13 protein-coding genes and 1 tRNA gene are annotated in these 14,002 nt (G+C 29.1%); 3 read left to right on the forward strand and 11 right to left on the reverse strand.

Annotated features, from left to right (window positions below; genetic code table 11):
• Positions 1-44 precede the first annotated feature (44 nt).
• The gene (locus MARPI_RS10045; protein ID WP_014297483.1) at positions 45-2,273 is read left to right on the forward strand and encodes a fibronectin type III domain-containing protein; all 2,229 of its coding nucleotides are present in this window, start codon (positions 45-47) and stop codon (positions 2,271-2,273) included.
• A 117-nt stretch (positions 2,274-2,390) separates the two neighbouring features.
• Here MARPI_RS10045 and MARPI_RS10050 read toward each other — a convergent pair whose 3' ends face one another.
• Positions 2,391-3,347: an MJ1477/TM1410 family putative glycoside hydrolase gene (locus MARPI_RS10050; RefSeq protein ID WP_014297484.1), complete on the reverse strand. Its 957-nt coding sequence runs from the start codon at positions 3,345-3,347 to the stop codon at positions 2,391-2,393.
• Positions 3,344-4,189: a DMT family transporter gene (locus MARPI_RS10055; RefSeq protein ID WP_014297485.1), complete on the reverse strand. Its 846-nt coding sequence runs from the start codon at positions 4,187-4,189 to the stop codon at positions 3,344-3,346. Before MARPI_RS10055 ends, MARPI_RS10050 begins: the two co-directional genes overlap by 4 nt.
• Before the next feature lie 109 nt (positions 4,190-4,298).
• Between MARPI_RS10055 and MARPI_RS10060 the strand changes: the two genes are divergently transcribed.
• A complete protein-coding gene (locus MARPI_RS10060) occupies positions 4,299-5,117 on the forward strand; it encodes a M55 family metallopeptidase (RefSeq protein WP_014297486.1) in 819 nt (272 codons plus the stop codon).
• A 16-nt stretch (positions 5,118-5,133) separates the two neighbouring features.
• On the opposite strand, the gene MARPI_RS10065 is transcribed toward MARPI_RS10060, so the two are convergent.
• A complete protein-coding gene (locus tag MARPI_RS10065; RefSeq protein ID WP_014297487.1) occupies positions 5,134-5,787 on the reverse strand; it encodes an endonuclease III domain-containing protein in 654 nt (217 codons plus the stop codon).
• Positions 5,777-6,739 carry a 2-hydroxyacid dehydrogenase gene (locus MARPI_RS10070; RefSeq protein WP_014297488.1) on the reverse strand — a complete coding sequence of 321 codons (963 nt, stop codon included), beginning with the start codon at positions 6,737-6,739 and terminating at the stop codon, positions 5,777-5,779. The genes MARPI_RS10065 and MARPI_RS10070 overlap by 11 nt, the downstream gene beginning before the upstream one ends.
• 264 nt (positions 6,740-7,003) lie before the next feature.
• Between MARPI_RS10070 and MARPI_RS10075 the strand changes: the two genes are divergently transcribed.
• Positions 7,004-8,545 (forward strand): ATP-binding protein, encoded by a 1,542-nt coding sequence (locus MARPI_RS10075; RefSeq protein WP_014297489.1) that lies wholly within the window; start codon positions 7,004-7,006, stop codon positions 8,543-8,545.
• A 73-nt stretch (positions 8,546-8,618) separates the two neighbouring features.
• Here the strand turns inward: MARPI_RS10075 and MARPI_RS10080 are convergent.
• From MARPI_RS10080 to MARPI_RS10110, 7 genes are all read right to left on the reverse strand, one after another.
• A tRNA-Leu gene (locus MARPI_RS10080) sits at positions 8,619-8,707 on the reverse strand.
• Between the two features lie 85 nt (positions 8,708-8,792).
• A complete protein-coding gene (locus MARPI_RS10085; RefSeq protein WP_014297490.1) occupies positions 8,793-9,170 on the reverse strand; it encodes an SHOCT-like domain-containing protein in 378 nt (125 codons plus the stop codon).
• A 4-nt stretch (positions 9,171-9,174) separates the two neighbouring features.
• Positions 9,175-9,576, reverse strand: a complete 402-nt coding sequence (locus MARPI_RS10090) for a DUF2089 domain-containing protein (RefSeq protein ID WP_014297491.1) — start codon at positions 9,574-9,576, stop codon at positions 9,175-9,177.
• A gap of 11 nt (positions 9,577-9,587) precedes the next feature.
• The gene (locus MARPI_RS10095; RefSeq protein ID WP_014297492.1) at positions 9,588-10,115 is read right to left on the reverse strand and encodes a hypothetical protein; all 528 of its coding nucleotides are present in this window, start codon (positions 10,113-10,115) and stop codon (positions 9,588-9,590) included.
• Between the two features lie 128 nt (positions 10,116-10,243).
• Positions 10,244-10,945: an MBL fold metallo-hydrolase gene (locus MARPI_RS10100; protein ID WP_014297493.1), complete on the reverse strand. Its 702-nt coding sequence runs from the start codon at positions 10,943-10,945 to the stop codon at positions 10,244-10,246.
• Positions 10,946-11,040: 95 nt separating this feature from the next.
• Complete coding sequence (locus tag MARPI_RS10105; protein WP_014297494.1) at positions 11,041-12,189, reverse strand: MFS transporter; 1,149 nt, start codon at positions 12,187-12,189, stop codon at positions 11,041-11,043.
• 58 nt (positions 12,190-12,247) lie between these two features.
• Complete coding sequence (locus tag MARPI_RS10110) at positions 12,248-13,963, reverse strand: M3 family oligoendopeptidase (RefSeq protein ID WP_014297495.1); 1,716 nt, start codon at positions 13,961-13,963, stop codon at positions 12,248-12,250.
• Positions 13,964-14,002 lie beyond the last annotated feature (39 nt).

Here is a 14,002-nt window from a genome sequence, read left to right on the forward strand (position 1 = left end):
GGTAATTTAATATTTTATTCAATTGAAAATAAGGGGGCAGGATGATGAAAAGAGTCATTGTATTTTTGATGGTGACAATAACTATGCTGTTTTTTATGGTATCCTGTTTTCACCAATCGGAAAAAGCAAAAGAAAATATTCAAACAATAGCACCAACTACTCCAGAGCCTGTAGATGGAGCAAAAAATGTAAGTATAAATCACCTATGTTTGAAATGGAAAGGATCAATAGGTTCAGAAGGAGATATTATAAGTTATGATGTGTATTTTGGAGAATCACAGAATTCGATGAAACTAGTTTATAAAGATTTAGATGAAACTTCTGTAAATATACCTGAACTTGAAAAAAGTAAAACATACTATTGGAAAGTGGTTGCGAAAAATCGTAAAGGAGAGGAAATATCAAGTAAAGTATGGTCATTTACAACAGAAAAGAAAATGATTCAAAATGGTTATATGTTTGTGTATGGTGATGGTATGCTTGCAATATATGATGTAAATTCAGATCCGGAACATCCGGTATTTGTATCATCAATAGATTTGCCGCATGAATCTACAAGTTTCTGTTTTGACGGTGTATATTTGTATACCGAAGATCTTGATATAATTGATCTTAGCGATGTAAAAAATCCAGAATTAATAGAAAAGCATGATGGTGCGTATATGCCATCGGATGCTCGAGATATTGTAGTAACAAATGGTTATGCGTATATAGCAACTTTTGATAAGCTGGAAATAGTGGATATAAGCGATAAAACGAATCCTAAAAAGATAGGGATGTATAATACAGGATATGTTTATGGAGTATATGTAGATGGAAATTATGCATATCTTGCAGCTGGTATTTCAGGTCTGGAAATAGTGGATATAAGCGATAAAGCAAATCCTAAAAAAGTGGGAAATTATGATACAGGGACAGCTTATGGAGTATATATAGATGGAAATTATGCATATGTGGCAGATTATGATAATGGGTTGGTAATAGTTGATATAACAAATAAAACAAATCCAATAAAGGTAACGTCAGTTTCAACAAATGGTTCTGCATATGAAATTATTGGTATAAAAATATATGGTGTTCAAAAAAATATATTTCTTGGAACTGAAGGAGGATTAAAAGCTGTTGATATAACTGATTTAAACAAAGCGTATCTTATTGATTCATATTTTGATGATTTTTCAGTACATCATGGCGTGATCTCAGGTGATTATGCTTATGTAACAGGGGATGGGTATGCGGTAGTTGATATTAGTAATCAATATAGTTTTGATAAACCAATTTATGAATATGTAGATAAATATTCAAATCCTTCTGCATATAGCGGTGTTCATGTGGATGATTATGATATTATTGCAGCGGGAGATAGTGGACTTGCTATATATAATGAAACAACAAGGAAAACATATACTCTTTATCTTGAAGGTACAGCAAGAGATGTTTTTGTAGATGATAATTATGCATATGTAGCAAATTATTATCATGGTTTGGAAATAGTGGATATAAGTGATAAAACGAATCCTAAAAAAGTAGGAGATTATGATCCCGGTTATTTTTATAGTGTAGAGGGAGTGTACGTGGAAGGAAATTATGCATATCTTGCAGCTGGAGATTCTGGACTTGTAATAGTAGATATAAGTGATAAAACAAAACCCAAAAAGGTAGGAAGTTATAATAATTTTACTAAGGTTTACGGAGTATATGTGGACGGTGATTATGCATATATAGCAGGTTTTGATAAAGGTCTGGTAATAGTGGATATAAGTGATAAAACAAATCCAAGAAAAATAGGGGAGTATAATACTACTGGTTTAGGTTTTGCTATAGGAATATATGTGGATGGTGATTATGCATATGTTGCAAATAGTTATAAAGGCTTAGAAATAGTGGATATAAGTGATAAGACAAATCCAGTAAAGGTGGGGGCGTATAGTCCAGGTTATTTTTATAATGTAGAGAAAGTATATGTAGATGGGAATTACGCATATCTTGCAGCTGGAAATTCAGAGTTTGTAATAGTAGATATAAGCGACAAAACAAATCCAACAAAAATAGCAGCTTATGATACAAAAAATATTTCTGAGATAACATCGCCTGTTAAAATTAAAAATTATGATTATGGTTATATTTATGATGTGAAATTTGATTCAAATAATAATGTTGTTTATGTTGCAGGGTCAATGGGATATATGCAGATAAATGTTTTAAAGCCAGATTCTGTAAGAATTAATTGGAAGATACCAATGTCAGATTTTGGGGCAATTTTAATCTGGTAAAAATAATTTTTAATTTCTTTAATTCCCTGATAGAATTATATTACAATTCTATCAGGGAATGTTTTTGTATTTTTCCGTATTTAAGCCTAAACATGAGAAAAAGATAATAAATGTTTTTTATTGTATTTCTATATCATAAATAATTGTGGATAGTCTGTCTAATTCTCTATCAACATATGCTGGATATGGGATTATTCCTCTATCTCTGCAATTTTTGATATAATCATCTATTATATCGATGTTTATATTATCTTCATCGACCACATAATCTACGCTCAATACCACTTTTCCAGAAGATAGGATTTTGTTTATGTATTTTAGCTTATATTCTGTTTCAGTGCTTTTTTGTATTAAGTAATTTCCGTTGTCGAGTTGTTCTGAATCATAAAATAAATCTTCAATTCCAATTCCAGAAATGGTTTTTAAATATATTCCATTATTATCGTAATCCAGTATATCTTCACCATTTTGAGGTATAATCAAGAAGTTTTCTTTTTTACTTCTGGCATAATTTGCTATTTCCACAACAAAATCTATCATGTCCTTTGCTGTTTCTTCAATAGGTCTTTGATCAACTTGTGGTGCTTCACCTTCATTTGACCAATAATAATATGCATCGATTATATCGAGATATACACCTGAAAAGCCCATGTCAATTATTTTATCAAGATAATCGTAAATTATCTTTTTCCAGTCTTCGTTCCAGTATTTTACTTTATAATTCCCTTCCCAATCAGGGTTTTCAGGTCCAAGCCATGAAGGAGGATTAGTTTTCCATTCATCATGCCAATAGTATCTATAATCTTCAGCTTCACCAATACTAAGATAGCAGATTGGTGCCATTCCAACACCTTTTAATTTTTTTATTTCATCATATGTATATTTTCCATCTTCTAATCCAGTTCTGGAATAGTCCATTACAAGAAAATTTACAGGATATGTGATTATTTCCTGAATGTTTATATTCTGTAATTGATATACGAAGTATCTATTTTCATAATTGGGTTTTAAAAAAGAGCAACTTAGTAAAATAATTAAAGTGGATATAATAACAATTATAACCTTTATTTTCATTGAAATTCCCCCTTGTTATTTTTTTGAAAAATATATTTTGAATTAGCGGTAAGTATACTTAATATCAATATAATAGCTCCTAAAAATTGTGTAGCATTTAAAGTTTCTTTTAAAATAATAAAAGATAGTAATGCTGAAAATATAGGTTGGGTAAGGAATAGAATAGCTGTTAGGTTACTTCCTATATTTTTTTGATGTTTTAGCTGTAGAAAGATAACGATTATACTTCCAATTATTGCAGAATAAAATATTGTTAATAATGAAATAGCATTTATATTGTATGATGCTTTGAAAATTAAAGAGAAAATTCCACTGATAATAGTTACAGTTAAAAACTGAAATGTTAAAAGCGATTTTTCTTCCACTTTTTGACTGAAGTTTGTTATTAGTACTATATGCAAAGCGAAGCTGATAGCACATATTATCATTAGCATATCTCCTATATTAAATCCATTAATTCCACCAGATAACAGGTAAGAACCCACTATGGAAAAGGTTAATCCGATTATTTGAAATTTGTTGATTTTTTCTCTGTTGATTAAATATGCAAATATAGGAATAAAAATTATATATTGTGAGGTAATAAAACCTGCTTTGGTTGCTGTGGTGTATTTTATACCTACAATTTGTGAAATATAACCAATTGATAAAACTATTCCCAATATCGAAGAATAAAAGAAATTACCAAATTTAAATATTATCGAAGAAAAAATAAAAGCAATGAAAAATCTTAATGTTGTATATGCCAGAGGATTTATATTGTTTAATCCAAGCTTTTGAATAGGAAATGTGCTTCCCATTAATAATGCGGCAAGTATTATATAAAAGATGGATTTTTTCATTTTTAACCTCCGTTACCTGTTTTTGATATTATAGCATGATAATATGCATAAAAGTTATAAGATATAGTATAATTTAATTGTAGTATTAATAAAATTTGGGAGGGATATAATGAAAATCTATATTTCATTTGATTTTGAAGGATTGGCTGGTGTTAATCACTGGAACGATGTTTCAAAAGGAAGAGATTATAAGCAGAATTATGCAATGATACAGTTACGAGCTATGCTTGAAGAATTAAAAGAACATGAAGTAGTAATTTCAGATTCTCATGCAATGGGGGATAATATTTTATGGAGTGTTACTGATGAATTTCCAAATGTGGAATTAATTAGCGGAGGAATAAGGAAATATTATATGATGGCTGGATTGGATTCAACGTTTGATAGAATGATATTCTTTGGTTATCATGCAGGTGTTGGAACAAGATATGCCACAATGGATCATACTTATTCCAGTTCTTCAATACACAATGTCTGGATTAATGGTGTAAGAGTGAATGAAACTTTGATTAATGCTGCATATGGAAGTTTGTATAATGTTCCGCTTGCAATGGTTGTTGGTGATGATAAACTTGGTGAGGAATTAAAAGAGCATTATAATAAACTTGTATATGTTTCAACTAAAGAGTCTCTCGGAAGATTTTCTGCAAAATTTAAGCCAATGAAAAAATTGATTGAAGAAATAAAGGATGCAACGAGGAAGATGCTAAGCATGAAAAAGGAAGATTTTGAATTATTTAAGTTTGAGTCACCAGTTGAAATGATTGTCGAATTTTCTGATACGTTAAGGGCAGATATGGTGGAATCTATGCCTTTAGTTGAGAGAATAGACGGAAGAAAGGTGAAGCTTGTTAGTGAAGATTATAGTACGATCTTTGAAGGATTACTTGCAATGACATATATAACAATGGCAGCTAAGTATATATAATAATAAAGGCGCTAAATTAAGCGCCTTTATTATATTTACATAGATCTTTGAATATACAATTTTCACATAAAGGTTTCTTTTTGCAGATATTTTTCGAATGTTCTACAATTAATCCATGATAATTTTTATATATCATTATATTTTCGGGAAGGTTTTCTTCAAAAAATTTTTGGTATGCATCATAATCGCTTTTTATATTTAACCCTAATCTCGAAAACATTCTTTTTGTATATGCGTCAATAACAAAACTTAGCTTGTTGAGTGAATATAATAGTATAGAATCGGCAGTTTCTTTCCCTATACCTTTTACAGAAAGTAATTCGTTTCTTAAGGTGATTTTATCTATTTTTTCCAGTTTTTCAAATGAAAAATCATATTTTTTGAACCATTCTAATAGATTTTTCACGTATTTAGCTTTAACCTTGAAAAAGCCGCTTGGTTTTATTAATTTCTGTAGTTCTTCTATATCTAAAACATATAATTTTTCTGGATATAAAAGGTTTTTGTTTTTAATGTTTTCCAGGGATTTTACTACATTATTCCAATTTGTATTTTGTGTCAATAATGCACCGAGCATTATTTCAAATTGATTTTCGCCAGGCCACCAACCTTCAGGAATTGTATATTCTTTTTTTAAAGTTTCGTATATTTCAATTAGATTAATAAACATTGTTTGGCGGAACCTCTCCTTTTAAGGCTGCAATAACATTATCGGCAACCATTTCTGCCATTTTGTCTCTTGTTTCAAATGTAGCGCTTCCAGTATGCGGGGTTAAAACTACATTATCCAATTTTAATAATTCTTCTGGAATTTTTGGTTCTTCTTCATATACATCTAATCCAGCACCAGCTATTTTTCCTTCTTTTAAATATTTTATAAGAACTTTTTCATTGATTACAGGACCTCTTGCAGTATTTATGATTATAACATTTGGTTTCATCATTGAGAATTCTTTTTCATCTAATAAGTGATGTGTTTCTGGAGTTAAAGGTGTATGTAATGATATATAATCTGATTTTTTAATTAATTCTTCTAAAGGTGCATATTCGACATTTAATTCTTTTTCTTCAGCTTCACTTAATCTATTTCTTTTATAATATAAAACCTTCATATCAAATCCTAAAGCACGTTTTGCCATTTCTTTTCCGATTCTTCCCATTCCAATTATTCCAAGTGTTTTTCCTTTTATGTCATAGCCAAGAAATAATTGAGGTCTCCAGCCTATGAATTTTCCTTCTCTTACAAATTTATCGCTTTCGACGATTTTTCTTGCAACTGCAAATAAAAGAGCCCATGCTAAATCAGCAGTAGCATCACTTAATACACCTGGTGTGTTGGTAACGTAGATGCTAAATTCTTTAGCTGATTCCACGTCTATGTTATTATATCCAACAGCGTAATTGGAAACAACTTTTAATTTTCCTTTTCCAGCTTCCAATACTTCTTTGTTAATATTATCGCTTAATAATGTTATTAATGCATCTGATTCTTTTGCAAGGTTTATTATTTCTTCATGGGTTAATGTTCTCTCTTCTCTGTTAACCCATACATCGAAACCAGCGTCCTTTAATTTTTTTTCTGCGATTTCCGGAATTTCATATGTAAATGAAACCTTTGGCATTTTCCCACCTCCAGAGTTATTATAATTGTATTCGTAATTATTATACTATATAATAATAAAAAGACTTATACACTGAAATAATTTTTTCTTTACTCTTTATGTTTGTTTTTAATTTTGATTATGGATATTTATCCTTTACCAAACATTACCTCTTAATATAATATGATATAATTAAAATAGAAAGAATAATATAAAATAGCTTACTTTGTGAAAGCGTGAAGAAATTTTTTAGAAAAAGATGTGGAAAGCCATGGAGGTGAAACGATGAAGAAATTACCAGTAGGAATACAAGATTATAAGGAAATAATAGAAGAAAATTATATATATGTGGATAAAACAAAATATTTATATGATTTAATAAATAGTGGAAAGTTTTATTTTATGTCAAGACCTCGAAGATTTGGAAAAAGCTTAACAGTATCAACATTTTATTATTTGTTCAAAGGGGAAAAGGAATTATTTAAGGATACATATATATATGACAAATGGGAATTTAAAGAGTATCCAATAATAAAATTGGATATGTCGGATAATACATTGAGGAATATAGAATCATTTGAAAAATCTCTTGATAATATGCTTGATAAAATTTATAAAGCATATAGGATAATTCCTGATATAGATGACATACCAACAAAGTTTGGAAATTTAATAGAAAAGTTAAATGAGAAATATCAAGAAAAAGTTGTCATTTTAATAGATGAATATGAATCACCAATATTGGAACATATAAATGATAAGAAAAAAGCTGAAAAATTCAGAGGATTTTTAAGGGAATTCTATAAAAAGATAAAAACAAAGGATGCATATGTAAAATTTGTATTCATAACCGGAATAACAAAATTTACCAAAACAGGAGTATTTTCAGCATTAAACAATTTAAGCGATATATCATTAAACAGGAAATATGGACAGATGTTTGGATATACGCAGGAAGAATTGGAATATTATTTCAAAGATTACATAAAAGAATTATCAGAAGAAATGGGTATAACAGAAAAAGAATTGCTTGAAGAAATGAAGAGATATTATAATGGCTTTTCATTTGACGGAGAACATTATGTATATAATCCATATTCAATATTGAGATTTTTTAGCGAAGGAAAATTCCAGAACTTTTGGTTTGAAAGTGGATCACCGAGTTTTCTGTATGAATACATAAAAGGCAAAAAAATAGAATATGAGGATTTAGTAAAAACACCAGTAAGTGCAGAAGACTTCTCAACACGAGAAATAGAAGATGCAAAAGCAAATATCTTCTTTACGCAGGCAGGATATTTAACCTTTAAAGGAATAAAAAAATATGGATTTAAAGAAAAATATATACTGGACTATCCAAATTTTGAAGTAAAAAACAGTTTTTCAACACTAATATTAGAAGCCAATTATGGATTTAATGATGAAGAAATAAACAGGGTAAGTGAGATATATTTAAAAATAGAAGAAAATGACATAAAAGGATTAATAGAAGAAATAAAAAAAATAATAAGTGCAGTGCCGTATAATCTACACAAAAAAGAAGAAAAGTATTATCATTCATTGATGTTCACAATAATAGCCTCAGCAGGAATAGATGTAAAAGCAGAAGAATTGACAAACTTAGGAAGAAGCGATTTAGTAATAGATTTTGAAGATAGGATATATTTATTTGAGATAAAACTGGATCAAAGTAGCGACGAAGCATTAAAACAGATAAAAGAAATGAAGTATTATGAAAAGTATGCAGGAAAAGAAGTCTATTTGATAGGAATAAATATAAATTCAGAAAAAAGGAATATTGAGGATTATATAATTGAAAAAATTTAATAGATATAATAAAATCCCCGTTTTAATGGGGATTTTATTATGGTATAAAAAAAACCGGCATAAGCCGGTTACATGGTGCCGAGAGTGGGACTTGAACCCACACGAGGTTTCACCCTCAGTAGATTTTGAGTCTACCGCGTCTGCCAATTCCGCCATCTCGGCACAGCAAAAATATTATACCATTAAAATTACATTTAGTCAAGACTAGATGGAAAAATTAAAGTATTCTAAAAACCATAGTAATTTATTATTCTATATATATTTTTACTACATCACCATCAGCAGAATCTACATTTATTAATTCTTCTCCTTCAAATTGGTCAAAATCTATATTGTTGATAAATTGCATTATCTGGTTTATTTCCTCATCCTTCATTTTTCCTTCTTTCGCTAATGCTAAAGGTATCATAACCTTCGCAATTTTTATTAATCCCATAGGTATTTTTACATTTACTTTGTCTCCATCTGATGAATTAACCTTAATAACAAGTTTTTTTCTTGGATTTTGATTTGTGCTTTTTGGTTGTGGATTATCATAAAATGCCTCTATTAATTCAGCAGCTTCCTCTACTACAATGCTACCGTCTTTAACCATATTAAGGATTTTCAATAATTCTTCTTTCATTTTTTCATTCCCCCTTTAATTTTTTAAGTTTTTCAATTGCTTCTTTTGAAGAAATTGCACCGTTAGCAAGCATTTCAATAATTTTCTTTTTTTCTAATTCTGTATTTTGAGGTTGTTCATTTGGTTCTTCGAAAGTTTCTTTTTGAATATAACCTAAATCTTTAAGTAATTTGTTGAATTTGTTTAATGCAGTTGGATATGAAATCCCGAGTATTTCTGAGACTTTTGATAAATTCCCTCTGTTTAAAAGATAAAGCCTTAAAAAATCTATATTTTCATTACTTAAAGTTGCAAATTCATTTAATTCAAATTCACCTTCTATTTTGGAATTACAGTTTGAACATTTTAATTTTTCAATGTGTAATTTGTTACCACATACTGGACATATAACAGGTGCTTTATACATATTAATCACTCCTACGCAATAAATATTTTTACTTTAGTTTTTCCATTATCTGCTTCAACATCGATAAAATCACCATAATATTGATATAACAAATCCATGGATTCCATGATTAAATCTACTATTTCATCGACATCAATAGGTATTTTCTTGTCTTTTTTTGAAAATTCCTCTTCTATTTTCTTTTTTATGATCTTTTTCGTAAATATAAGTAAGGGTTTAAATGACATAAGGATTCCAAAAGGGAAGAATAATCTAACTTTAGCATCTTCTGTATCCACTAAAATAACAAATTTTGAACCAACAGGATCTTTAACTTTTTCAGAGATAATTTTAGCTGCTTCTTGAGGTGTATGTGTTTCAATGATCTTTTCAATATTTCTTGTTAATATTTTTTTGTTTTCTTTTTTTCTTTTTGAAATTTCATAGTATGAGTAGATTATATAAATACCCAATCCAATAAAGAGTGAAGCCCAGAAAAATTTTGCGCCACCAAAGATTAGAGACAATCCAATAATTATTAAAATAATTGCACCAAACATTTTCATCCCCCTTTCTACTATAATTATAAAACAAAATTTATAAATTGTCAAGTGATATTTTATAATTTTATAAATTTATATTATAAATTATAAAAAAAAATAAAGGGCAAAAGCCCTTTATTGAAAAATTATATTTCTAAAATTGTTCCAGCACCAAATTTCATAATCCTGCCTTTGAATTCTACATTTAATACATTTAATGCATCTGTTCCAGTACAGTGTGAAGGTAAAATATATTCTACTTCTGTTTTTTTAATTCTATCAATTCTAACAAATAATTTTTCTTCGTATAGTTTATAAAAATGAAATCCGCCAATTACTGCGTGAAGTTTATCTTTAAATTCTTTTTTAGCAAATTCAAGAATGTTTTCAACCTTTGGGTGAGAACATCCAACTATGACTACAAGACCTTTTGGAGTTTTTAAAACCATTGAATGTTCTGGAATATCACCTTCAAAAGTTCCTGTAGAATATATATTAGGTTCAATTTCTTTTGGTGAATCACAAATTATTACTTCACTTTTTTCTCTGAGTAATTTAAGCATTCTTTCAGGAAATCGCGAAGGTATAAAGCTTCTCTTAACAGTATAGTTTTCCATTATATATTCCAGTCCACCAGTATGGTCGTCATGGTAATGGCTCAAAAAAAGATTATCAATTGTTTTGAATCTTAAACCAAGATGTGTGATGTTGTGTTCTAAGATTCTATAATCGTTTCCTGTGTCGAACAATGTGAGACTTCCGTTATTTTCAACGAGTATGGAAAGCCCCCAGTCGCGTTTTAGTAAAGGATGTACTTTGTAATTATCTACAATTCCTGTTATCTTCATGGTATTCCCCCTTTAACTGTCTTTTTCTAATATATTTATTATATAGTGGTCTTTGAATAATATTTCTTTTTAAATAATTTGAATACCTAAATTAATTATTGTTTTTCTATTCTAAAAATAAGCAGAAATTCAATAAAGTTCAATCCGATTAAAAAGAGCAATCCAAAGAAAATACCAAATAATTTTCCTATATATCCAACACTTGACGAACCTATAGCCGAAATTACTGATGTTGAAGCAGAAGCAAAACTTAGAGCAAAACCTTTATTGTTTTTAAATTTTTCAATTAATAATGCCTGAATTGTTGGATATGTTGTTGCATACCCAATACCTGTTAAAAGTGTTCCAATTAAAGATAATAAAAGTGTTTTTCCAAGAAATACCGTAAATGTTGAAAAGATTAATGACATGAGTACAGCTATAACGAGCCAGTTTTTATAACCATATTTTTCTGGCATGTGTGAAAGCAATGTTCTTCCAAGGAAAAGGCCTATCCATAAAAATGAAGGATACATGGCCGCATCTGATACTTTAAAGCCTCTATATTCATATAAGAATGTTGCAAGCCATGATGTGAAGTTCATCTCATAAGCTACATAAATTCCAAGAGATAGCGTTAATATTATAAGCGTTTTGGTGATAATAAATTTTGATTCTTTTTTGTGTGGATTTGCCAGATATTCAGTATGTTTTTTAGAAATATCATGTTTTGATAATGAGAAAAGTATAAATGGAACTATGTTTAGAATAATTGCAATTAAAAATGGTAATTTCCATTGATTAGTGTATCTCAGTATTAATGAGGATACTATAGGACTTGATACGGCTCCAAGGGCAAAAGCAGAGTGTAATAAATTAAGGGTTTTGCTCTTTTTTTCTTCTTGAGATAGTCCTATTAAAAATGGAATTGATAATTCTAAGCCTCCACCTGCAAAGTTTGTTAGAAATATTCCAAGTAAAAGATGTATATAACCTGTCATGGAAAACAAAAAGAAATTTCCAATTATAAATAGCAATAAGGTAAATATTATGGTGTAATACATATTATACTTTTCAAGTATATATCCAAAAATTATAGAAGAGAAGAAAAATGCAATTGAACCAACTGAAAATGCAAGTCCTATTAATGAATGATCGATATGATAGCTCTTTTCTATTATTGGAATTAAAGTACTGACAAGAATTAATGAAAAACCGAATAGGTAAAATGTGCTGAATCCAAAATAGGTTTCCGCTTTTTTCATGAAATCAACTCCTGTGATTGTAATTATTATTTGAGGGCCTTTAAAAAGGCCCTCAATATTATTTTACTTTTTCAATTTCTGAGATTATAAAGTCTGTTAATTCCTTAATATATTCTTTTGAGAAATCAAATTTAATTCCAGCAATTTCATATAATTTTTTAACAGGATACTTATAACCGGAACTTAAGAATTCTTTGTATTGTTCAATAGCCTTTTGTCCATTTTCTTTATAATTTTTATATACCGCTATTGCTCCAAGTTGTGACATTGCATATTCAATATAGTAGAATGGCACTTCAAAGATATGTAATTGTCTTAACCATCTTATTCTTTTTTCTTTATCCAATCCGCTCCAGTCTATTCCTGTATTGAATCTATCCATTAAACTGCCAAAATATTCATCTCTTTCTTCAATGGTGTGATCTGGGTTTGTGTATATCCAGTGCTGGAATGCATCAACAATCATAACCCATGGCAAAATCTTTAACGTGCTTTCCAATTGTTCTCTTTTAGCTTTTTTTAAATCTTCTTCATTTTTATAATATTCATCAAGATATTCAAGGGTTAATAATTCCATAGACATTGAAGCAAGCTCGGCAATTTCGCTTGGAAAATCTTTTAAGAAGGAGATGCTTATATCTTTTGACCTGAATGTGTGTTGAGCATGTCCTGATTCATGTAATAATGTTCGAACATCACCGCTTAGTCCAACAGCATTCATGAATATAAATGCTGCACCTGTTTCTGATAAAGGATAGTTATAACCACCTGGTGCTTTTCCTTTTCTGTTTTCTAGATCCAAAAATCCTGTATTTTTCATTTTTTCAAGATTTTTAGCAAATTCAATATCCACTTTTGATAATATTTTAATTGCATTATCGATGAATTCTTCAACGTTGTCAAAAGGTTTTAAGACTTTACCATCAACATCTACTTCTGTATCCCAGGGTCTTAAGCTTTCAACACCGAGTTTTTCTTTTCTTTCTTCATTTAATTTTTTTAAGGCTGGTACTACAACTTCTTCAACAGATTTATGGAATTCATATAAATCTTCCGGTGTGAAATCAAATCGTTTTTTAGCATCATGCATATAATCTCTATAATTATCATATCCTGCATTTTTGGCAATTTTAATTCTAATTTCTTTTAATTCATCAAAAAGCTTTTCGAGCTCTTCATGATGTTCAGCAACTGCATTCATTGTTAAACGCCATGCTTCTTCTCTTACTTTTCTGTCTGGATTTTTTAAGTAAACTCCCATCTGTGATAATGTTTTTTCTTCTCCGTCAAATGTAACTGTAATCTTTGAGATTATTTCACCGTATTTAGAACCTAATTCCTGTTCTTTTACCATTAATGGCAGATTTTCTTTTCTAAATAATTCAATATCCCTGGATATTAATCTATTCATATGTTCAAATGATTCACCAGTTAGTTCATTTCTATATGGGCTGTCATAGAATTTCTTTTTTAATTTGAAATCATATTCCTGTGCTGGTGATACTATATTTGCATAAAATTCATTAAAAGCTTTTGAATTTTCTTCCTTTGTATCACATGTCATTTTTATATATCGCCATGCCATTTCTTCTGATATAATACTTTCAAGTTCTGACCATTTTTCTAAAAATTCAATTAATTCATCTTTAGATTTGATTTCTGTGCTTAATAAATCTTCAAGTACCTTTTTTACTTCATTCCAATCATTTAAATTTATTTCTTCTTTGAAGTATTTTCTGGGTTTTTTTGTAATTTTTTCATCAGTTACTATCATCTATATGCCTCCTTGTTTTTTGTAAATGTTAGCTATACT

The sequence above is a fragment of the Marinitoga piezophila KA3 genome (assembly GCF_000255135.1).
Classification (GTDB): Bacteria; Thermotogota; Thermotogae; order Petrotogales; family Petrotogaceae; genus Marinitoga; species Marinitoga piezophila.